Origin of the sequence: Pseudomonas sp. 43A (genome assembly GCF_013363935.1) — a bacterium.
Lineage (GTDB): Bacteria > Pseudomonadota > Gammaproteobacteria > Pseudomonadales > Pseudomonadaceae > Aquipseudomonas > Aquipseudomonas crudilactis.
This window is the reverse complement of record NZ_CP054880.1, coordinates 5,808,983-5,831,110: the sequence shown is the minus strand read 5'-3', so window position 1 is coordinate 5,831,110 and position 22,128 is coordinate 5,808,983. Positions and strand designations below refer to the sequence as shown.

Here is a 22,128-nt window from a genome sequence, read left to right as displayed (position 1 = left end):
GCGCGATCAAATACTGATGCGCGACAGTTTGATATCGGGTTCCTGATTGACGCTCAGTTGCTCAACGATCGCATCCTGCAAACGGCTGCACAGCAACGGGTCGGACAACGGTTGATTGTGGGCGTCGGTGATGAAGAACACGTCCTCGACCCGTTCGCCCAAGGTCGCAATCTTGGCGTTCTGCAGCGACAGATCGAACTCGAGGAAAATCCCGCCGATCCGCGCCAACAGGCCCGGGCGATCAGGTGCGGTCAATTCCAGCACCGTTACCGGACGCTGGGCATCGTTGTGAATGGTGACCTGCGGCGCAAAGGCGAAGTGCTTGAGCTGGCGCGGCACGCGGCGCTGGATGATCGTCGGGTAATCGTCCGGGTTACGCAGGGCTTCGGTCAGACCTTCGCGGATCTGCTTGACCCGTGCCGGGTTGTCGCCGATCGATTCGCCTTCGTTGTCGAGCACAATGTAGGTGTCGAGGGTGAACTGGCTACTGGACGTGATGACACGGGCGTCGTGAATGTTCAGGTTGAGCTGATCCATCGCCGCCACGGTCACGGCGAAGAAGTCGTGCTGATCCGGTGCATAAATGAAAATCTGCGTCCCGCCCTCGAACTCGCGCTGGGTGGTTTCCTTGATCAGCACCAGCGGCCCGCCATTGACGGGCTGCTGAAGAATGGCGTCGCTATGCCAGGCCACATCGCCGGCGGTGTGGCGCAGGAAATAGTCATCGCCCAGTTGCGCCCACAATTGCTCGACATCGTCCGGGTCAGTGCCGCCACGTACCAGAATGTCCAGTGCAGCACTTTGGGTCTGGCGGATCTGCTCTTCGCGATCCACCGGGTTTTCCAGGCCACGGCGCAAGGCGCGTTTGGTCTCGGTGTAGAGCTGGCGCAACAGGCTGGCGCGCCAGGAGTTCCACAACGTCGGGTTGGTCGCGTTGATGTCGGCCACCGTCAGCACGTACAGATAGTCGAGGCGGGTTTCATCACCGACGGCTTGCGCGAAATCGTGAATCACCTGCGGGTCGGACAAGTCCTTGCGCTGCGCGGTGGTCGACATCACCAGATGATTCTGCACCAGCCAGACGATCAGGCGGCTGTCCCACACCGGCAACTGATGGCGCTGGCAGAAGGCTTCGGCATCGACCGCGCCGATCTCCGAGTGATCGCCATGCCGGCCTTTACCGATGTCGTGATAAAGGCCCGCCATATAGATCAGTTCGGGCTTGGGCAGCTTTGCCATGAGTTTGGCCGCCAGCGGAAACTTCTCCGAGACCTGGGTGTACTGCAATTTGCGCAGGTGCTTGATCAGGTTCAGCGTGTGCGCATCGACCGTATAGATGTGGAACAGGTCGTGCTGCATTTGCCCGACGATAAAACCGAACTCCGGCAAATAACGACCGAGGATGCCGTAGCGGTTCATCCGCCGCAGATTGCGATGGATGCCGATCTTGCACTTGAACAGTTCGATGAACAGGCTGGTGTTACGGATATCGTTGCGGAAGTTGTCGTCGATCAGGTGACGATTCTCCCGCAGCAAGCGGATGGTGTCGGCGCGCACGCCTTTGATTTCCGGTTGCTGCGCCATCAGCACGAAAATTTCCAACATGGCGAACGGTGTACGGCGGAACACGTTGTCTTTACGTGCCTCGATGTAGCCGTCATGCAACTGGAAGCGCGAGTTGATCGGCTGCGGCGGCGCTTCGTCTTCCGGGGCGAGGATGACCTCCTCGAAGTGCTGGATGATCAGGTCGCTGAGCTGGGCAATGCTCATCACCACGCGGAAATACTGTTGCATGAAGTTTTCGACGGCCTGCTTGGCGTCGTCACCTTCAAAGCCGAGCAACCCCGCGATCGTGCGCTGATGATCGAACAGCAAGCGGTCTTCGGAGCGACCGGCGAGCATGTGCAGGGCGTAGCGAACTTTCCAGAGAAATTCCTGAGAGGAGGCGAGCAAGGCGTTTTCGCTCTCGACCAGGAAACCTTCACCGGCAAGGGCGCGCAGGTTCAGGGTGCCGTACTGACGCCGGGCCACCCACAGAATCGTCTGAATATCCCGCAGGCCGCCGGGCGAGCCTTTGACGTTGGGTTCCAGGTTGTATTCGGTGTCGTTGTATTTGTGGTGGCGGGCCTTCTGTTCGGCACGCTTGGCGAGGAAAAACTCCTTGGCCGGCCACATGTGTGCGGTGCTGGTGACGTCGAGCATGCGCTGGCGCAGGCGCTCGGGGCCGCAGATGGTGCGGCTTTCCATCAGATTGGTGACGACTGTCAGGTCGGCGCGCGCCTCTTCGGCACATTCATCGACCGAGCGAACGCTCTGGCCGACTTCCAGGCCAATATCCCACAGCAACGTCAGAAAACGCTCGATGGAATCGCGGAAAACTTCGTGGTCGGCGCTGTCCAGCAGGATCAGCAAGTCGATGTCGGAATAGGGGTGCAGTTCGCCACGGCCATAGCCGCCGACCGCGACCAACGCGATATCGGCGTCTTCACTCCAGTTGAACTGCTCCCAGGCCTTTTGCAGGATGTTGTCGACAAACCAGGCACGGTCTTCAATCAAGCGGCGGATGTCGCGGCCACTGCGAAAACGCGCATCAAGGACGTCGCGAGCCTGGCGGATGGCCTTCTTGAACGCCGCGATAGGACTCGCTTTCAGAGCCAGTTCGGCCTGGAACTGACCGCGGTCGAAGAGTTCGGGATCCACCTGCGGCATCGATTGGCATTCCTTCTATAAGGCTGGGAGCGTTGTGTGGATCAGGCCGAGATGCGCGGGATGGTGTCGTCGGCGCGCAGGGTGAAGATCTCGTAGCCAGTGTCGGTCACCAGCAGGGTGTGTTCCCACTGTGCTGACAGCTTGCGATCCTTGGTGATCGCGGTCCAGCCGTCACCCAGTACTTTGGTGTCGGCCTTGCCCTGGTTGATCATCGGCTCGATGGTGAAGGTCATGCCGGCCTTCAGTTCCATGCCGGTGCCGGCGCGCCCGTAGTGGAGGATCTGCGGCTCTTCGTGGAAGACCTTGCCGATGCCGTGACCGCAGAACTCGCGAACCACCGAGAAGCCGTTCTTCTCGGCGTGCTTCTGGATCACTTCGCCGATGTCGCCGAGGCGGCAGCCGGGTTTGACGATCTCGATCGCCTTGTACATGCATTCCTGGGTGATCTGCGACAGGCGTTCGGCCCAGACAGGCACTTCGCCGACATGGAACATGCGGCTGGTGTCGCCGTGGTAACCGTCCTTGATCACGGTCACGTCAATGTTCAGGGTGTCGCCGTTTTTCAGTGGCTTGTCGTTCGGGATGCCGTGGCAGACCACGTGGTTGATCGAGGTGCAGATCGACTTCGGGTAGCCCTTGTAATTGAGCGGGGCAGGGATGGCTTGCTGCACATTGACGATGTAATCGTGACAGATCTGGTTAAGCTCATCGGTGGTGACGCCCGGTTTGACATGTTCGGCAATCATTTCCAGCACATCGGCGGCCAGTTTGCCGGCGACACGCATGCCAGCAATGTCCTCGGGGGTTTTGAGGTTGACGGTCATACAGGCTCTCTCTGCGCTCGGCGGCGCTTGCTGATACGAATAGGGCGGCAGGTGATCGTTTTGCGACCCTGAAAAACGCGATTCTAACAGACGCACGGCGCAATTCAGCGCCCGCGTGCATCGCTTCTCTCTATACAATGGTGCGTTCGGGGCCGATTCCAAGGGGGCTGCGCCCATGTCCTTGGTGCGAATACAGATTCCGGGTTCCGTTTCTGCGCACCCTGTGGTATAAAATGCGCCGCTTTCCGGGGATACCCCGAAAAGCTTAAATCCACACACGTGTCGACACGATGACCTGGGTGCTTTTGGCTTTATGCCACTGGTTGGTCATTGGGATACGTGGAGGCCAAACCCGACTTATTAAGGAACTATCATGTCCCAAGTCAATATGCGCGATATGCTGAAGGCCGGTGTGCACTTCGGTCACCAAACCCGTTACTGGAATCCGAAAATGGGTAAGTACATTTTCGGCGCGCGTAACAAGATTCACATCATCAACCTTGAAAAAACCCTGCCAATGTTCAACGAAGCTCTGACTTTCGTAGAGCGTCTGGCCCAGGGCAAAAACAAGATTCTGTTCGTCGGCACCAAGCGTTCCGCTGGCAAGATCGTTGCTGAAGAAGCAGCACGTTGCGGTTCGCCGTACGTCGATCACCGCTGGTTGGGCGGCATGCTGACCAACTTCAAAACCATTCGTGCTTCCATCAAGCGTCTGCGTGACCTTGAAGTTCAAGCCGAAGACGGTACTTTCGCCAAGCTGACCAAGAAAGAAGCGCTGATGCGCTCCCGTGATCTTGAGAAGCTGGATCGTTCGCTGGGCGGCATCAAGGACATGGGCGGTCTGCCAGACGCACTGTTCGTGATCGACGTTGACCACGAGCGCATCGCGATCACCGAAGCCAACAAGCTGGGCATCCCGGTAATCGGCGTTGTCGACACCAACAGCAGCCCGGAAGGCGTTGACTACATCATCCCAGGCAACGATGACGCAATCCGCGCTATCCAGCTGTACATGGGTTCGATGGCTGACGCAGTGATCCGTGGTCGCAACAATGTTGCTGGCGGCACTGTAGAATTCGCAGCTGAAGAAACTCAGGCTGCAGCTGAGTAATTAACGCCCTGGCGTTGACTCAGTAAGCAAAAAGGGGGCTTGGCCCCCTTTTTGCCACCTCGAAAACCATTTGTCGGCGCCCACGGCACTGTTTGTAATGTGCGGCAGCTAACAAGGGTGGTTCGGGAAGAATTGAACGCCCGTTCGATCGGGTGGAATGGTTGAAAACCTATCCAAGAGGAATTTGAAAATGGCAGCAATTACTGCAGCGTTGGTTAAAGAACTGCGCGAGCGTACCGGCGAAGGCATGATGGATTGCAAGAAAGCCCTGGAAAAGGCTGACGGCGACATCGAAAAAGCCATTGATGACATGCGTGCTTCGGGCGCGATCAAGGCTGCCAAGAAAGCGGGCAACGTTGCCGCTGAAGGCGCAATCGCCATCAAATCGAACGACAAGGTAGCCGTGCTGCTGGAAGTCAACTCGCAGACCGACTTCCTGGCCCTGCAAGACGACTTCAAGAACTTCGTTGCTGCCAGCGTAGAAAAAGCCTTCGACGAGAACCTGACCGACGCAGCTCCGCTGATCGCCGCTCAGGAATCGGCTCGTGAAGCTCTGGTTGCTAAAGTTGGCGAAAACGTCAACATCCGTCGTCTGGTTCGCGTAGAGGGTGACGTTGTCGGCACCTACCTGCACGGTAACAAGATCGGTGTTGCTGTTGTCCTGAAAGGCGGTGACGTCGAGCTGGCCAAAGACATCGCGATGCACGTAGCTGCAAGCAACCCTGAGTTCCTGCTGCCTTCGCAAGTTTCGGATGAAGCGATCGAGCGTGAAAAAGCTGTATTCCTGCAGCTGAACGAAGAGAAGATCAAAGGCAAGCCAGAAAACATTGTTGAGAATATGGTCAAAGGCCGTATCAGCAAGTTCCTGGCAGAAGCAAGCCTGGTTGAGCAGGCGTTCGTCAAGAACCCTGAAGTCAAGGTTGGCGAGCTGGCCAAGAAAGCCGGCGCAGAAATCGTTTCCTTCACTTACTTCAAGGTAGGCGAAGGCATCGAGAAGCCGGTCGACAACTTCGCTGAAGAAGTTGCTGCCCAGCTGGCTGCCGCCAAGCAATAAGACGGTTTTTCAACTGTCGCCCGAAAGAGGCTGCCCGCTAACGCGCGCAGCCTCTTTTCAGATGGGGTTATCAATTTTTAATTGGTTTCCACTTGGAACTGACTTACAAAGCCATGTTCCGATGGCGCTGAAGCAGCGCCAAGCTAGAGTGAACGCCAGCTGTAAACAGCTCGCAAAGAATTTTAAATACGCCGCAGGAGAGATTCGCAATGGCTCAGCAGGGCAGTGGTTATCAGGCTCGCTATAAACGCATTCTACTCAAGCTTAGCGGCGAGGCCCTGATGGGCTCGGAAGAGTTCGGGATCGATCCAAAAGTGCTGGATCGGATGGCGCTGGAAGTCGGCCAACTGGTTGGCATCGGCGTACAGGTCGGTCTGGTGATCGGCGGTGGCAACCTGTTCCGCGGCGAAGCTTTGAGCAAAGCCGGTATGGATCGGGTCACGGGTGACCACATGGGCATGCTGGCCACTGTGATGAACGCCTTGGCCATGCGTGATGCGCTGGAACGTGCCAATATCTCGGCCATCGTCATGTCCGCGATTTCCATGGTTGGCGTGACCGATCACTATGATCGCCGCAAAGCCATGCGTCACCTGAACTCCAAGGACGTGGTGATCTTCGCGGCCGGTACCGGCAATCCGTTCTTTACCACGGATTCGGCAGCCTGCCTGCGTGCCATCGAAATCGATGCTGATGTCGTGCTCAAGGCGACCAAGGTCGATGGCGTTTACACTGCAGACCCGTTCAAAGACCCGCATGCCGAGAAGTTCGATCATCTGACTTATGATGAAGTGCTGGATCGCAAGCTGGGTGTAATGGATCTGACAGCTATCTGCCTGTGCCGCGACCACAAGATGCCGCTGCGCGTATTCAACATGAACAAGCCCGGTGCCCTGCTGAACATCGTCCATGGCGGCGCTGAAGGCACCCTGATCGAGGAAGGTCAACAATGATCAACGAAATCAAAAAAGACGCTCAAGAGCGCATGCAAAAATCCCTGGACTCTCTGGCCCATGCATTTGGTCAGATTCGTACCGGCAAGGCTCACCCAAGCATTCTGGGCAGCGTGATGGTGCCGTACTACGGCGCAGACACCTCCATCACCCAAGTGGCCAACATCACTGTAAAAGATTCGCGCACCCTGCAAGTCGTTGCGTTCGAGCGCAACATGCTCGCAGCGGTCGACAAGGCGATCCAGAGCGCTGGCCTGAACCTCAATCCGACCAACCTGGGCGAATTGTTGCTGATCTCCATGCCTGCCCTGACTGAAGAAACCCGCAAGGGCTTCACCAAGCAGGCGCGCAGTGCCGCTGAAGACGCGCGTGTTGCCGTGCGCAATATTCGTCGTGATGCCTTGGGCGAGCTGAAGAAGCTGGTCAAGGACAAGGAAATCAGCGAAGACGAAGAACGTCGTGCCGCTGCCGATATTCAGAAAATCACCGACAAGGCTGAAGCTGATATCGACACGGCTACCAAGCAAAAAGAAGCGGATCTGATGGCCGTATAAGGTTCGAGCTTTTAATGGACAAGACCAAGCAGACTGCGCCGTCCGCGGTGCCGCGCCATGTCGCGATCATCATGGATGGCAACAATCGCTGGGCAAAAAAACGCTTTATGCCAGGTGTCGCCGGGCATAAAGCGGGTGTGGATGCTGTGCGGGCGGTGATTGAGGTGTGCGCTGAGGCCAAGGTCGAAGTGCTCACCCTGTTCGCGTTTTCCAGTGAGAACTGGCAGCGCCCGGCCGATGAAGTCAGTGCCTTGATGGACCTGTTCTTCAAGGCACTGCGTCGCGAAGCCAAGCGCCTCAACGACAACAACATCAGCCTGCGCATCATTGGTGATCGCTCGCGCTTCCATCCCGAGCTTCAGGCAGCAATGCGTGAAGCTGAAGCGATGACGGCGGGTGCCAACCGTTTCATCCTGCAGATCGCCGCCAATTATGGCGGTCAGTGGGATATTGCACAGGCGGCCCAGCGTCTGGCGCGTGAAGTCCAGGCCGGGCACCTGCGCCCGGAAGACATCACTCCGGATCTGTTGCAAACCTGTCTGGCAACCGGTGATCTGCCGTTGCCGGACCTGTGCATCCGCACGGGTGGCGAACACCGCATCAGCAACTTTCTGCTGTGGCAGCTGGCTTACGCCGAGCTGTACTTCTCCGACCTGTTCTGGCCGGACTTCAAACACGATGCCATGCGCAATGCGCTGGCCGATTTCGCTTCGCGCCAACGTCGCTTCGGTAAAACGAGCGAACAGGTTGAAGCTGGAGCCCGGGTTTAATGCTTAAACAACGAATCATCACTGCGCTGATCCTGCTGCCGATCGCCTTGTGCGGGTTTTTCCTGCTCGAAGGTTCCGGTTTTGCGCTGTTCATCGGGCTGGTGGTCAGCCTGGGTGCGTGGGAGTGGGCGCGGCTTGCCGGCTTCACCGGTCAGACTTTCCGGGTCGGTTATGCTGCCGTGGTCGCCCTGACGCTGTTCGTCATGTACATCCTGCCCGGCCTGGCGCCGTGGGTGTTGGGCGCTTCGGTGTTGTGGTGGGCGGTGGCGACGTATCTGGTGCTGACCTATCCGCGCTCGAGCGAGCACTGGTCGAGTGCTGCGACCAAACTGGTGATCGGTCTGTTGATCCTGTTGCCGGCGTGGCAAGGTCTGGTACAGATCAAGCAATACCCGCTGGGTAACTGGTTGATCATGGCCGTCATGGTACTGGTTTGGGGTGCTGATATCGGTGCCTACTTCTCTGGCCGTGCTTTCGGCAAGCGCAAGCTCGCGCCGCAGGTCAGCCCGGGCAAGAGCTGGGAAGGTGTTTACGGCGGTCTGGCGTTGAGTCTGGTGATTACTGCAATCGTCGGGCTGGTACGCGACTGGACCGTTGCCGAGTTGCTCAAAGGCTTGATTGGTGCGGCGCTGATCGTGTTCATTTCGGTTGTCGGCGACCTCACTGAAAGCATGTTCAAACGTCAGTCCGGCATCAAGGACAGCAGCAATCTGCTGCCAGGTCACGGCGGCGTGCTTGATCGTATCGACAGCCTCACCGCGGCGATTCCAGTATTTGCAGTGTTGTTGTGGATGGCCGCACCGTGAGTCGTCCACAGCAGATTACTGTCCTCGGGGCGACCGGCTCGATCGGTCTGAGCACCCTTGATGTCATAGCTCGTCACCCGGAGCGATATCAGGTTTTCGCCTTGAGCGGCTTCACTCGCCTGAGTGAACTGCTCGCCCTGTGCGTACGCCATGTGCCGCAATTTGCCGTGGTGCCGGAAGTTGCTGCGGCGCGCGGCTTGCAGGACGATTTGCGCGCGGCCGGTTTGCCAACCCGCGTTCTGGTAGGGGAGGAGGGGTTGTGTCAGGTTGCCTCCGCTCCGGAAGTCGACGCGGTGATGGCGGCTATCGTTGGTGCAGCAGGGCTGCGGCCGACCTTGGCAGCCGTCGAGGCAGGCAAAAAGATTCTCCTGGCCAATAAAGAGGCGCTGGTGATGTCCGGCGCCTTGTTCATGCAGGCGGTGCGTAAAAGTGGTTCGGTGTTGCTGCCGATCGACAGCGAGCACAACGCGATTTTCCAGTGCATGCCGCAGGACTTCGCCCGGGGCTTGAGCTCGGTGGGTGTACGGCGGATTTTGCTTACAGCCTCCGGTGGCCCTTTCCGGCAGACACCGATGACTGAATTGGCGCATGTTTCACCTGACCAGGCGTGTGCACACCCGAACTGGTCCATGGGGCGCAAAATTTCTGTGGATTCGGCCAGTATGATGAACAAGGGGCTCGAGTTGATCGAAGCCTGCTGGTTGTTCGATGCCAAGCCTTCGCAGGTCGAGGTGGTGATCCATCCGCAAAGCGTGATCCATTCGCTGGTCGACTACGTCGACGGTTCGGTGCTGGCGCAATTGGGCAATCCTGATATGCGCACGCCGATTGCCAATGCGCTGGCCTGGCCTGAGCGCATCGACTCGGGCGTGGCGCCGCTGGATCTGTTCGCCATTGCGCGTCTGGACTTCGAAGCGCCGGATGAGGAGCGTTTCCCGTGCCTGCGTTTGGCCCGTCAAGCGGCCGAAGCGGGCGATAGTGCGCCGGCAATGCTCAATGCGGCCAACGAAGTGGCTGTGGCAGCGTTTCTCGACGGACGGGTTCGCTACCTGGAAATCGCGAGTATCATCGAGGAGGTTTTGAACCTCGAACCGGTGGTCGCGCTGGATGATCTCGATGCGGTGTTCACCGCCGACGCCAAGGCACGAGTTTTGGCTGAACAATGGTTGAGTCGTCACCGTCGATAGTTTTGCAACACAATGGCTTCACGCGGCACTGAACGGGATTGCGGAGAAAGTAGATGAGCGCGCTCTATATGATTGCCGGCACCCTGATCGCCTTGGGTGTGCTGGTCACCTTTCACGAATTCGGCCACTTCTGGGTCGCGCGTCGCTGTGGCGTCAAGGTTCTGCGCTTTTCCGTAGGCTTTGGCATGCCGTTGTTGCGCTGGCACGACAAGCAGGGCACCGAGTTTGTAGTGGCCGCGATTCCGCTGGGTGGCTACGTCAAGATGCTCGATGAGCGTGAGGGCGAAGTGCCGGCCGATCAGTTGGATCAGTCTTTCAATCGCAAATCCGTTCGTCAGCGTATCGCCATTGTCGCGGCAGGTCCGATCGCCAACTTTCTGTTGGCGCTGGTGTTTTTCTGGGTGTTGGCCATGCTCGGCAGCGAGCAGGTGCGCCCGGTCATTGGTGCTGTCGAGTCCGGCAGCATCGCTGCTAAGGCCGGTTTGAATGCGGGTCAGGAAATCGTCGCTATCGATGGTGAGCTGACCTCTGGTTGGGCAGCTGTCAATTTGCAACTGGTGCGGCGCCTGGGCGAAAGCGGTTCTCTGCAGTTGCTGGTACGTGAGCAAGGCTCCAGCGCAGATACACCGCGTGAGTTGCTGCTGGATAACTGGCTCAAAGGTGCTGATGAGCCGGATCCGATCCGTTCTCTGGGGATTCGTCCATGGCGTCCGGCCCTGCCGCCGGTGCTTGCCGAGCTTGATCCGAAAGGCCCGGCCCAGGCTGCCGGTCTGAAAACCGGTGATCGCCTGCTGGCCCTCGATGGTCAGGCGCTGAATGACTGGCAGCAAGTGGTCGATACTGTTCGTACGCGTCCTGATACCAAAATCATGCTGCGCATCGAGCGTGACAGTGCTCAAATCGACGTCCCTGTGACCCTGGCAGCGCGCGGTGAAAGCAAATCGCCAAGCGGATATCTGGGCGCAGGCGTGAAAGCTGTCGACTGGCCACCGGAAATGATCCGTGAGGTCAGTTATGGGCCGTTGGCCGCGATTGGCGAGGGTGCCCGACGCACTTGGACCATGAGCATTCTGACGCTCGATTCACTGAAGAAAATGCTGTTCGGCGAGCTCTCGGTAAAAAACTTGAGTGGACCGATAACCATTGCTAAAGTGGCGGGCGCTTCTGCCCAGTCGGGCGTCGCTGATTTCCTGAATTTCCTTGCTTATCTGAGTATTAGCCTGGGGGTTCTGAATTTGCTGCCCATTCCTGTACTGGATGGGGGGCATTTGTTGTTTTATCTGATCGAGTGGGCGCGTGGTCGTCCCTTGTCGGATCGGGTGCAAGGTTGGGGGATACAGATCGGTATCAGTTTGGTGGTCGGGGTGATGTTGCTTGCTCTGGTCAACGATCTGGGTCGACTGTAACGCTTCGCTGAATTGCGAATCTGCCGCATTTTGCGGCAGTTTGTTTATTGCCAGTTGGAATAAGAAAGGACTTCATGAAACGTCTGCTGCTAACTGCGGTTCTCACCGTATTGATGATCGCCGAAGTTCACGCCGAGTCCTTCACTATCTCTGATATTCGCGTCAATGGCCTCCAGCGGGTCTCCGCGGGTAGCGTCTTTGGTGCCTTGCCGTTGAACGTCGGTGAGCAGGCGGATGATCGTCGCCTGGTGGAATCCACTCGTGCGTTGTTCAAAACCGGTTTCTTTCAAGATATCCAGCTGGGCCGCGAAGGCAACGTTCTGGTCATCACGGTCGTCGAGCGTCCGTCGGTCGCCAGTATCGAAATCGAAGGCAACAAGGCGATCTCGACTGAAGACCTGATGAAAGGTCTCAAGCAATCCGGTCTGGCCGAAGGCGAGATCTTCCAGCGCGCCACCCTTGAAGGCGTGCGTAACGAACTGCAACGTCAGTACGTCGCGCAAGGTCGCTACTCGGCTACGGTCGATACCGAAGTGGTATCGCAACCGCGTAACCGCGTCGGCCTGAAAGTGAAGATCAACGAAGGTACCGTTGCGGCGATTCAGCACATCAACGTGGTGGGCAACACGGTTTTCCCTGAGGAAGACCTGACCGACCTGTTCGAACTGAAGACCACCAACTGGCTGTCGTTCTTCAAGAACGATGACAAGTACGCCCGTGAAAAACTGTCCGGTGACCTGGAGCGTCTGCGTTCCTACTACCTGGATCGTGGCTATATCAACATGGATATCGCTTCGACTCAGGTGTCGATCACTCCGGACAAGAAACACGTCTACATCACTGTCAACGTCACCGAAGGCGAGAAGTACACCGTACGTGACGTCAAGCTCAGCGGTGATCTGAAAGTCCCTGAAGATCAGGTCAAGTCCTTGCTGCTGGTGCAGAAGGGCCAGGTGTTCTCGCGCAAACTGATGACCACCACGTCCGAACTGATTACCCGTCGTCTGGGTAACGAGGGTTACACCTTCGCCAACGTCAACGGCGTACCTCAGCCGCACGATGAAGATCACACTGTCGACATCCTGTTTGCCGTTGATCCGGGCAAGCGTGCCTACGTCAACCGCATCAACTTCCGTGGCAACACCAAGTCCGAAGACGAAGTGCTGCGTCGTGAAATGCGTCAGATGGAAGGCGGCTGGGCTTCGACTTACCTGATCGACCAATCCAAGACCCGTCTTGAGCGTCTCGGCTTCTTTAAAGAGGTCAACGTTGAAACCCCGGCTGTTCCGGGTGTCGATGACCAGGTAGATGTGAACTATAGCGTTGAAGAGCAGGCTTCCGGTTCGATTACCGCCAGTGTCGGTTTCGCCCAGAGCGCCGGTCTGATCCTCGGTGGTTCGATCACCCAGAACAACTTCCTCGGTACCGGTAACCGCGTCAGCATCGGCCTGACCCGCAGCGAATACCAGAGCCGCTACAACTTCGGCTACGTTGACCCGTACTGGACCGCCGATGGCGTGAGCCTGGGTTACAACGCGTTCTATCGCACCACTGACTACAAAGACCTCGACGTCGACGTAGCAAGCTATGCGGTAGACAGCCTGGGTGCCGGCGTAAACGTTGGCTACCCGATCAGCGAGACTTCGCGTCTGACGTTTGGTCTGTCGGTTCAACAGGACGAGATCAAGACCGGTACCTATACCGTTGACGAGATTTTCGACTTCGTTAACAAGGAAGGCGACAAGTACCTGAACTTCAAGGCTTCGGCCGGCTGGTCCGAGTCGACCCTGAACAAAGGCGTACTGCCGACCCGTGGTCGTTCCCAGAGTCTGACGCTGGAAACCACAGTGCCGGGCAGCGACCTGTCGTTCTACAAACTTGATTACCGCGGTCAGCTGTTCCAGCCAATCAGCGAGAACTACACCCTGCGTCTGCACACCGAGTTGGGTTATGGCGACGGCTACGGTGGAACCGACGGCTTGCCGTTCTATGAAAACTACTATGCTGGTGGTTTCAACTCGGTTCGTGGCTTCAAGGACAGCACCCTCGGCCCGCGCAGTACGCCGAGCCGTGGTAACAACCCGGGTACGCTGGCTGACCCGGACCAGGATCCACTGCCGTTCGGTGGTAACGTCCTGATCCAGGGTGGTGTCGAGGTTCTGTTCCCACTGCCGTTCGTCAAGGATCAGCGTTCCCTGCGTACTTCGGTATTCTGGGATGTGGGTAACGTATTTGACTCGCAGTGCAAGGACACTACCAATGCGAATGGCTCGTCGTCGAACACCAAGTGCAACGACATCAGCCTGAGCAACATGGCCAGTTCCGTCGGTGTGGGTGTGACCTGGGTCACCGCACTGGGTCCTCTGAGCTTCGCGTTGGCCATGCCGATCAAGAAGCCCGATGAGGCTGAAACTCAAGTGTTCCAATTCTCCCTCGGCCAGACGTTCTAAGCGTCTGACCCAAGATAACGACAATGGATTTTGTAGGAGTGCATCGTGCGTAAGTTGACTCAATTGGTTCTCCTGGCCTCCTTGATGGTGGCAGGCCCGGCATTTGCCGACATGAAAATTGCCGTTCTGAACTATCAGATGGCCCTGCTGGAATCCGACGCCGCGAAGAAATACGCCGTGGATGCCGAGAAGAAGTTCGGTCCTCAACTGACCAAACTGAAGACGCTGGAAAGCAGCGCCAAAGGCATTCAGGACCGTCTGATGGCCGGTGGCGACAAAATGCAGCAAGGTGAGCGTGAGCGTCTGGAGCTGGAATTCAAGCAAAAGGCCCGTGACTTCCAGTTCCAGTCCAAGGAGCTGAACGAAGCCAAAGCCGTTGCCGACCGCGAAATGCTCAAGCAACTGAAGCCGAAACTGGATAGCGCAGTGGAAGAAGTCATCAAGAAAGGTGGTTTTGACCTGGTGTTCGAGCGTGGCGCAGTCATCGATGTCAAACCTCAGTACGACATCACGCGCCAGGTTATCGAGCGCATGAATCAGCTGAAGTAACCCATGACCGTGACTATCAAGCTCGGCCAGTTGGCCGAGTTCCTCGGCGCCACCCTGCGTGGCGACCCTGAGAAGCAAATTACTGGGCTAGCCACTTTGCAAGAGGCTGGCCCAGCTCAGTTGAGCTTTCTGGCAAACCCTCAATATCGCAAATACCTGGCGGGCTCGCAGGCAGCAGCATTGCTGCTCAAAGAAGCCGATGCCGAAGGTTTTGCCGGTAATGCGTTGGTGGTGCCTGATCCTTACCTGGCTTACGCACGCATCTCACACTTGTTCGATCCCAAGCCAAAAGCCACTGCGGGTATCCATCCTTCGGCGGTCATTGCGGCAGACGCAGTGGTTGATCCAACCGCCAGCGTCGGCCCATTCGTGGTGATCGAGGCCGGTGCGCGGATCGGTGCGCAAGTGACACTGGGCGCGCATTGCTTCGTCGGTGCCCGCAGCGAAATCGGCGAAGGCGGCTGGCTCGCCCCACGTGTGACGCTGTATCACGACGTGCGCATCGGCAAGCGTGTGGTAATTCAGTCCGGTGCAGTGCTCGGCGGTGAAGGCTTCGGCTTTGCCAACGAAAAAGGCATCTGGCAGAAGATCGCCCAGATCGGTGGTGTGACCATCGGCGACGATGTCGAGATTGGCGTGAATACCGCCATCGACCGCGGCGCTCTGGCTGATACCGTGATCGGCAATGGCGTGAAGCTCGACAACCAGATTCAGATCGCCCACAACGTACAGGTCGGTGATCACACCGCTATGGCGGCCTGCGTCGGGATCTCCGGCAGCACCAAGATCGGCAAGCATTGCATGCTGGCCGGTGGTGTTGGCCTGGTTGGCCACATTGATATTTGCGACAACGTTTTCCTGACCGGGATGACCATGGTGACCCACTCGATTACCGAGCCGGGTGCCTATTCTTCCGGCACAGCCATGCAACCGGCGGCCGAATGGCGCAAAAGCGCGGCCCGCATCCGTCAGCTCGATGACATCGCGCGGCGGTTGAAACAGCTGGAAAAGCGCGTAGGGGAAGTGACCCCTGACGGCAATGCTTCATCTGATGGCTGATACCATTTCCATATCAAGTGTGCACAGCCTCTAGACTGCCTCCTTGATTTGCTAGAGGAGTGCGCGTCAGTCGCGCTCCCAATCTTTACATAGGCTTCCCCCCGAAATGATGGACATCAACGAGATTCGCGAATACCTGCCTCACCGTTACCCGTTTCTGCTGGTGGACCGGGTGGTGGAACTGGACACTGAAGGCAAGCGCATTCGCGCCTACAAGAATGTCAGCATCAATGAACCGTTCTTCAATGGTCACTTCCCTGCGCATCCAATCATGCCGGGCGTACTGATCATCGAAGCGATGGCTCAGGCTGCCGGGATCCTCGGTTTCAAAATGCTCGACGTCAAACCGGCCGACGGCACCCTGTATTACTTTGTCGGTTCCGACAAGCTGCGCTTCCGCCAGCCTGTGCTGCCGGGCGATCAGTTGATCCTCGAAGCCAAGTTCATCAGTTGCAAGCGCCAGATCTGGAAATTCGAATGCCAGGCTTCGGTCGACGGCAAGCCAGTCTGCTCCGCTGAAATCATCTGTGCGGAACGCAAGCTATGAGTTTGATTGACCCTCGCGCAATCATCGATCCGTCGGCCGTTCTGGCTGACGGCGTCGAGGTCGGCCCGTGGTCGATCATCGGCGCAGGTGTGGAAATCGGCGAGGGTACCGTGATCGGGCCGCATGTGATCCTCAAAGGTCCGACCCGCATCGGCAAGCACAATCGTATCTACCAGTTTTCTTCGGTAGGCGAAGACACGCCCGATCTGAAGTACAAGGGTGAAGAAACCCGTCTGGTGATCGGTGATCACAACGTCATCCGCGAAGGCGTGACGATTCACCGTGGCACCGTTCAGGACCGTTCGGAAACCACGCTTGGCGATCACAACCTGATCATGGCCTACGCGCACATCGGTCACGACAGCGTCATCGGCAACCACTGCATTCTGGTCAACAACACCGCGTTGGCCGGCCATGTGCACGTGGATGATTGGGCGATCCTCTCCGGGTTTACTCTGGTGCACCAGTATTGCCACATCGGCGCCCACAGCTTTTCCGGCATGGGCACTGCCATCGGCAAGGACGTTCCGGCGTTCGTCACCGTGTTCGGCAACCCGGCCGAAGCACGCAGCATGAACTTCGAAGGCATGCGCCGTCGCGGTTTCAGCGAAGACGCGATCCACACCCTGCGTCGCGCCTACAAAACTGTCTATCGCCAAGGTCTCACGGTCGAACAGGCGTTGGCCGAACTGGCCGAGCCTGCTGCGCAGTTCCCCGAAGTTGCGATATTCCGTGACTCCATTCAGTCGTCGACTCGCGGCATCACTCGCTGATCATGGCCAATTTGCGTATTGCGCTGGTGGCGGGTGAAGCTTCCGGTGACATTCTCGGCGCCGGTCTCATGCGCGCCCTCAAGGCACAGCATCCGGCGGTCGAATTCATCGGCGTCGGCGGCCCGTTGATGCAGGCCGAAGGCCTGACCTCCTACTTTCCGATGGAGCGTTTGTCGGTCATGGGCCTGGTGGAAGTGCTCGGGCGCCTGCGTGAGTTGCTCAAGCGCCGCAAGGACCTGATCGCTACGCTGATCGCCGAGAAGCCGGACGTGTTCATCGGCATCGACGCGCCGGACTTCAACCTCAATATCGAACTCAAGCTGCGTCAGGCCGGGATCAAAACCGTGCATTACGTCAGCCCTTCGGTGTGGGCGTGGCGGCAGAAGCGTGTACTGAAGATCCGCGAAGGCTGCGATCTGATGCTGACGCTGCTGCCGTTCGAAGCAAAATTTTACGAAGAGAAGGGTGTGCCAGTGCGGTTCGTCGGTCACACCTTGGCCGATACCATCCCATTGGAGGCCGATCGTGCTGCGGCCCGTGCCGAGCTGGGCTTGCCCGATGGCCCGCTGGTGGCGTTGATGCCCGGCAGCCGGGGCGGCGAAGTCTCCCGTCTGGGGGCGCTGTTCCTCGATACCGCCGAACGTCTGCGTGCTATGCGCCCGGGTTTGCGTTTTGTCATTCCTTGCGCCAACCCGGAACGCCGCGCGCAACTTGAAGAGTTGCTCGCCGGCCGCGATCTGCCGGTGACCTTGCTCGACGGCAAATCCCATCTGGCTCTGGCCGCGTGCAACGCCGTATTGATCGCCTCCGGTACCGCGACCCTTGAAGCGCTGTTGTACAAGCGGCCGATGGTGGTGGCGTACCGTTTGGCACCGCTGACGTTCTGGATTCTGAAACACATGGTCAAGAGCCCGTACGTGTCCTTGCCGAATCTGCTGGCCCAGCGTCTGCTGGTCCCGGAGTTGTTGCAGGATGATGCGACGGTCGAAGCGTTGGCGCAGACCCTGTCGCCGCTGATCGAAGGCGGCGAAGAGCAGACCCGCGGCTTCGACGAGATTCACCGCACACTGCGCCTGGACGCCTCCAATCAGGCGGCGGACGCCGTCCTTAACCTGATCGGTCAGACACGATGAGCAAGACAAGCATGCAGATGGGCCTGGATTTCACGCTGGTCGCCGAAGTCGAAGAACTGGTCGCCGGTGTCGATGAAGTCGGTCGTGGCCCGTTGTGCGGTGCCGTGGTCACGGCGGCGGTGATCCTCGATCCGAATCGGCCGATCCTGGGCCTCAACGACTCGAAAAAACTCACTGAAGCCAAGCGTGAAAAGCTCTACGACGAAATCATCGAGAAATCCCTGAGCTGGTGCATTGCCCGCGCCGAAGTCGAAGAAATCGACGAGCTGAACATCTTGCACGCGACCATGCTGGCCATGCAGCGCGCCGTCGCCGGCCTGCACATCCAGCCGAAACTGGCGATGATCGACGGCAATCGCTGCCCGCAATTGCCGATGCGCGCCGAAGCAGTGGTACAGGGCGACGGCAAGGTGCCGGCGATTGCTGCTGCGTCGATTCTTGCCAAAGTCAGTCGCGACCGTGAAATGGCTGCGTTCGAATTGATCTACCCGGGTTACGGCATCGGCGGCCATAAAGGCTACCCGACGCCCGTTCATCTGGAAGCCTTGGTGCGTCTTGGCCCGACGCCGATTCACCGGCGCTCGTTTGCCCCGGTGCGTCAGGCTTATGAAGCGCTGGAAGGTCTGACGCAGGTTTAGTCGCAAGGCTGATGTTTTGTTCGAGGCCCGGTACAATCCGGGCCTTGTTGTCTCTATGTAACTGGACAGGATCACTATGCCGGCTTCATTCGTTCATCTACGCCTGCACACTGAATACTCCCTGGTCGATGGGCTGGTGCGGATCAAGCCATTGGTCAAGGCGCTGACCGGCATGAACATGCCGGCGGTCGCGGTCACCGACCAGAACAACATGTGCTCGCTGGTCAAATTCTACAAAAACACCATGGGCGCGGGCATCAAGCCGATCTGCGGCGCTGACCTGTGGCTGTCGAACAAAGACCCGGACGCTCCCCTGAGCCGGCTCAGCCTGTTGGTGATGAATGCCAAGGGCTATCGCAATCTCACCGAGTTGATCTCGCGCGGCTTCATCGAAGGCCAGCGCAACGGCATGATCATCGTCGAGCGTGAGTGGGTCGCTGAAGCCAACGAAGGCCTGATCATGCTGTCCGCCGCCAAAGAAGGCGAGATCGGCATGGCCATGATTGGCGGCAACCCGGCCGAAGCCGAAGCGCTGGCGCGTGAGTGGATGGCGGTATTCCCGGATCGTTTCTATCTGGAAATCCAGCGCACCAACCGCCCTAACGATGAAGAACAACTGCACGGCGCCGTCGCACTCGCCGACAAGCTTGGTGCGCCGCTGGTGGCGACCAACGATGTGCGCTTCATCAAGCAGGAAGATTTCGCCGCCCACGAAACCCGCGTGTGCATCGGTGAGGGCCGCGCCCTCGACGATCCGCGGCGCTCGAAGAATTACAGCGATCAGCAATACCTGAAAAGCGCCGAGGAAATGATCGAGTTGTTCAGCGATATTCCCGACGCCATTGAAAACACCGTCGAGATTGCCAAGCGCTGCAACATCGAAGTCAAATTGGGCACGCACTTTTTGCCCAACTTTCCGATTCCCGATGGCATGACCATCGACGAATACTTCCGCAAAGTCTCCTTCGACGGTCTCGAAGAACGCTTGTCGGTACTGCTGCCCAAAGACACCACCGAAGACTACGAAGCCAAGCGTCAGGTCTACGTCGACCGCTTGAATTTCGAGCTGGATATCATCATCCAGATGGGCTTCCCCGGTTACTTCCTGATCGTGATGGACTTTATCCAGTGGGCCAAGAGCAACGGCGTACCGGTAGGCCCGGGCCGTGGTTCGGGTGCCGGATCGCTGGTGGCCTACGTGCAGAAGATCACCGACCTCGACCCGCTGGAATACGACCTGCTGTTCGAACGTTTCCTTAACCCGGAACGGGTCTCGATGCCCGACTTCGACGTCGACTTCTGCATGGACGGTCGCGACCGCGTGATCGATTACGTGGCCGAAAAATACGGCCGCAACGCGGTGAGCCAGATCATCACGTTCGGTTCCATGGCCGCAAAAGCGGTGGTGCGTGACGTGGCGCGGGTGCAGGGCAAGTCCTACGGCTTGGCAGATCGTCTGTCGAAGATGATTCCGTTCGAAGTCGGCATGACCCTGGAAAAAGCCTACGAGCAGGAAGAAATTCTGCGTGACTTCATCAAGGTCGATGAAGAGGCTGCGGAAATCTGGGAGATGGCGCGCAAGCTCGAAGGCGTCGTGCGTAACGTTGGTAAGCACGCCGGTGGTGTGGTTATTGCGCCGACCAAACTGACTGACTTTTCGCCGATCTATTGCGACGAGGCCGGTGACGGTCTGGTAACCCAGTTCGACAAGGACGACGTTGAAGCCGCCGGTCTGGTGAAGTTCGACTTCCTCGGTCTGCGGACGCTGACGGTGATCGACTGGGCGCTGAAGACCATCAACCGCGACCGCGCCAAGGTCGACGAGCCGCCGCTGGACATCGCGTTTATCCCGCTCGACGACAAACCGACGTACACGCTGCTGCAAAAAGCTGAAACCACCGCGGTGTTCCAGCTTGAATCCCGCGGCATGAAAGAGCTGATCAAAAAGCTCAAGCCCGACTGCCTCGAAGACTTGATCGCACTGGTGGCCCTGTTCCGTCCGGGCCCGCTGCAGTCCGGCATGGTGGACGACTTCATCAACCGTAAGCACGGTCGCGCCGAACTGGCGTATCCGCACTCGGATTACCAGTACGAAGGTTTGAAGCCTGTTCTGGCGCCGACTTACGGCATCATCCTGTATCAGGAACAGGTGATGCAGATTGCCCAGGTCATGGCCGGTTACACCCTCGGTGGTGCGGACATGCTGCGTCGGGCGATGGGTAAGAAAAAGCCCGAAGAGATGGCCAAACAGCGCGGCGGTTTCATTGAAGGTTGCAAGACCAACAATATCGACGCCGACCTCGCCGGTAACATTTTCGACCTGGTGGAAAAATTCGCCGGTTACGGCTTCAACAAGTCTCACTCGGCTGCTTACGGTCTGGTGTCGTACCAGACCGCCTGGCTGAAAACCCACTACCCGGCGCCGTTCATGGCCGCGGTACTGTCGGCGGACATGCACAACACCGACAAGGTCGTGACCTTGATCGAAGAAATTCGCACCATGAAGCTGCGTCTCGACGCGCCGGATGTGAATACTTCGGAATTCAAGTTCACGGTGAACGACGAAGGCCGCATCATTTATGGCCTCGGCGCGATCAAGGGTGTGGGCGAGGGTCCTGTTGAAGCGATTACTGAGGCGCGCGCGGACGGGCCGTTCAAGGATCTGTTCGATTTCTGCGCCCGCGTCGACCTCAAACGCATCAACAAGCGCACCCTCGACGGTTTGATCCGCAGCGGTGCACTGGATCGTCTCGGCCCGTTCTTCCATGAAGAGCAAAAGGCTTATCAGGCCAACATCGACCGCAACCGCGCGGTGCTGCTGGCCGCAATGGAAGAGGCGATCAAGTCCGCTGAGCAGACGGCGCGCACTCACGACAGCGGCCACGCCGACCTGTTTGGTGGTTTGTTTGTCGAGGAGGACGCCGACGTTTACGCGGTGCATCGCAAGGCCAAGGAGCTGACCCTCAAGGAGCGCCTCAAAGGTGAGAAAGATACCTTGGGCCTGTACCTGACCGGCCACCCGATCGACGAATACGAAGGCGAGATTCGCCGTTTCGCCCGTCAGCGCATCATCGACCTGAAACCGGCCCGGGATACCCAAACCGTGGCGGGGATGATCATTGCCCTGCGCGTGATGAAGAACAAGAAGGGCGACAAGATGGGCTTCATTACCCTCGACGACCGCTCCGGACGGATCGAGGCGTCGCTGTTTGCCGATGCGTTCCATTCTGCGCAATCGCTGTTGCAGACAGATGCGATGGTGGTGGTCGAAGGCGAAGTCAGCAACGACGACTTCTCCGGTGGCCTGCGCCTGCGGGTCAAACGCGTGATGAGCATGGAAGATGCGCGCACCAACCTCGCCGAGAGCCTGCGCCTGAAACTGCAAACCCAGGATCTGAAAGGTGATCAGCTACGCTGGTTGGGTGATCTGCTCAAGCGTCATCGCGGCGCGTGCCCGATCACCATGGAATACACCAGCCCGGATGCGAAGACCTTGCTGCAGTTCGGCGAGACGTGGCGAATTGATCCGGCGGATGCCTTGATTCAGGCTCTGCGTGACCAGTTCGGGCGAGACAACGTCTTCCTCCAATACCGTTGACCGGCAA

General features: G+C 58.2%; 18 protein-coding genes. 16 read left to right on the top strand and 2 right to left on the bottom strand.

Features of this window, described 5'->3' with window-relative positions:
• Nucleotides 1-6: 6 nt before the first annotated feature.
• The gene (locus tag HUW52_RS25695; RefSeq protein WP_175555224.1) at nt 7-2,709 is read right to left on the bottom strand and encodes a [protein-PII] uridylyltransferase; all 2,703 of its coding nucleotides are present in this window, start codon (nt 2,707-2,709) and stop codon (nt 7-9) included.
• A gap of 41 nt (nt 2,710-2,750) precedes the next feature.
• Nucleotides 2,751-3,533 (bottom strand): type I methionyl aminopeptidase, encoded by a 783-nt coding sequence (map, locus tag HUW52_RS25690; RefSeq protein ID WP_016985097.1) that lies wholly within the window; start codon nt 3,531-3,533, stop codon nt 2,751-2,753.
• Between the two features lie 373 nt (nt 3,534-3,906).
• On the opposite strand from map, the gene rpsB reads away from it, so the two are divergent.
• The 16 genes from rpsB (at nt 3,907) to dnaE (ending at nt 22,121) form a co-directional block, all read left to right on the top strand.
• The gene (gene rpsB, locus HUW52_RS25685; protein WP_003222119.1) at nt 3,907-4,644 is read left to right on the top strand and encodes a 30S ribosomal protein S2; all 738 of its coding nucleotides are present in this window, start codon (nt 3,907-3,909) and stop codon (nt 4,642-4,644) included.
• Between the two features lie 190 nt (nt 4,645-4,834).
• Nucleotides 4,835-5,698 carry a translation elongation factor Ts gene (gene tsf / locus HUW52_RS25680; protein ID WP_122609647.1) on the top strand — a complete coding sequence of 288 codons (864 nt, stop codon included), beginning with the start codon at nt 4,835-4,837 and terminating at the stop codon, nt 5,696-5,698.
• A gap of 209 nt (nt 5,699-5,907) precedes the next feature.
• Complete coding sequence (gene pyrH, locus HUW52_RS25675) at nt 5,908-6,651, top strand: UMP kinase (protein WP_003222124.1); 744 nt, start codon at nt 5,908-5,910, stop codon at nt 6,649-6,651.
• The gene (gene frr / locus HUW52_RS25670; protein WP_016985095.1) at nt 6,648-7,205 is read left to right on the top strand and encodes a ribosome recycling factor; all 558 of its coding nucleotides are present in this window, start codon (nt 6,648-6,650) and stop codon (nt 7,203-7,205) included. The genes pyrH and frr overlap by 4 nt, the downstream gene beginning before the upstream one ends.
• Nucleotides 7,206-7,219: 14 nt before the next feature.
• Complete coding sequence (gene uppS / locus HUW52_RS25665) at nt 7,220-7,975, top strand: polyprenyl diphosphate synthase (RefSeq protein ID WP_007908854.1); 756 nt, start codon at nt 7,220-7,222, stop codon at nt 7,973-7,975.
• A complete protein-coding gene (locus tag HUW52_RS25660) occupies nt 7,975-8,781 on the top strand; it encodes a phosphatidate cytidylyltransferase (protein WP_175555223.1) in 807 nt (268 codons plus the stop codon). The genes uppS and HUW52_RS25660 overlap by 1 nt, the downstream gene beginning before the upstream one ends.
• Nucleotides 8,778-9,968, top strand: coding sequence for a 1-deoxy-D-xylulose-5-phosphate reductoisomerase (ispC, locus tag HUW52_RS25655; protein WP_026000607.1), 1,191 nt, complete (start codon nt 8,778-8,780; stop codon nt 9,966-9,968). Before HUW52_RS25660 ends, ispC begins: the two co-directional genes overlap by 4 nt.
• Nucleotides 9,969-10,021: 53 nt before the next feature.
• Nucleotides 10,022-11,374, top strand: a complete 1,353-nt coding sequence (gene rseP, locus HUW52_RS25650) for a sigma E protease regulator RseP (protein WP_175555222.1) — start codon at nt 10,022-10,024, stop codon at nt 11,372-11,374.
• Between the two features lie 74 nt (nt 11,375-11,448).
• Nucleotides 11,449-13,824, top strand: coding sequence for an outer membrane protein assembly factor BamA (gene bamA, locus HUW52_RS25645; RefSeq protein ID WP_016985091.1), 2,376 nt, complete (start codon nt 11,449-11,451; stop codon nt 13,822-13,824).
• A 45-nt stretch (nt 13,825-13,869) separates the two neighbouring features.
• Entirely contained in the window at nt 13,870-14,373 is a 504-nt protein-coding gene (locus HUW52_RS25640; RefSeq protein WP_007908849.1) for an OmpH family outer membrane protein, read from the top strand.
• A 3-nt stretch (nt 14,374-14,376) separates the two neighbouring features.
• Complete coding sequence (gene lpxD, locus HUW52_RS25635; protein WP_016985090.1) at nt 14,377-15,432, top strand: UDP-3-O-(3-hydroxymyristoyl)glucosamine N-acyltransferase; 1,056 nt, start codon at nt 14,377-14,379, stop codon at nt 15,430-15,432.
• 106 nt (nt 15,433-15,538) lie between these two features.
• Nucleotides 15,539-15,979, top strand: a complete 441-nt coding sequence (gene fabZ / locus HUW52_RS25630; RefSeq protein ID WP_003222142.1) for a 3-hydroxyacyl-ACP dehydratase FabZ — start codon at nt 15,539-15,541, stop codon at nt 15,977-15,979.
• On the top strand, nt 15,976-16,752 hold the full coding sequence (gene lpxA, locus HUW52_RS25625) for an acyl-ACP--UDP-N-acetylglucosamine O-acyltransferase (RefSeq protein WP_007908847.1): 777 nt from the start codon (nt 15,976-15,978) through the stop codon (nt 16,750-16,752). The genes fabZ and lpxA overlap by 4 nt, the downstream gene beginning before the upstream one ends.
• 2 nt (nt 16,753-16,754) lie before the next feature.
• On the top strand, nt 16,755-17,885 hold the full coding sequence (gene lpxB, locus HUW52_RS25620; protein WP_175555221.1) for a lipid-A-disaccharide synthase: 1,131 nt from the start codon (nt 16,755-16,757) through the stop codon (nt 17,883-17,885).
• 11 nt (nt 17,886-17,896) lie between these two features.
• Nucleotides 17,897-18,523: a ribonuclease HII gene (rnhB, locus tag HUW52_RS25615; RefSeq protein WP_007908845.1), complete on the top strand. Its 627-nt coding sequence runs from the start codon at nt 17,897-17,899 to the stop codon at nt 18,521-18,523.
• Between the two features lie 76 nt (nt 18,524-18,599).
• Complete coding sequence (gene dnaE, locus HUW52_RS25610) at nt 18,600-22,121, top strand: DNA polymerase III subunit alpha (RefSeq protein WP_175555220.1); 3,522 nt, start codon at nt 18,600-18,602, stop codon at nt 22,119-22,121.
• Nucleotides 22,122-22,128 lie beyond the last annotated feature (7 nt).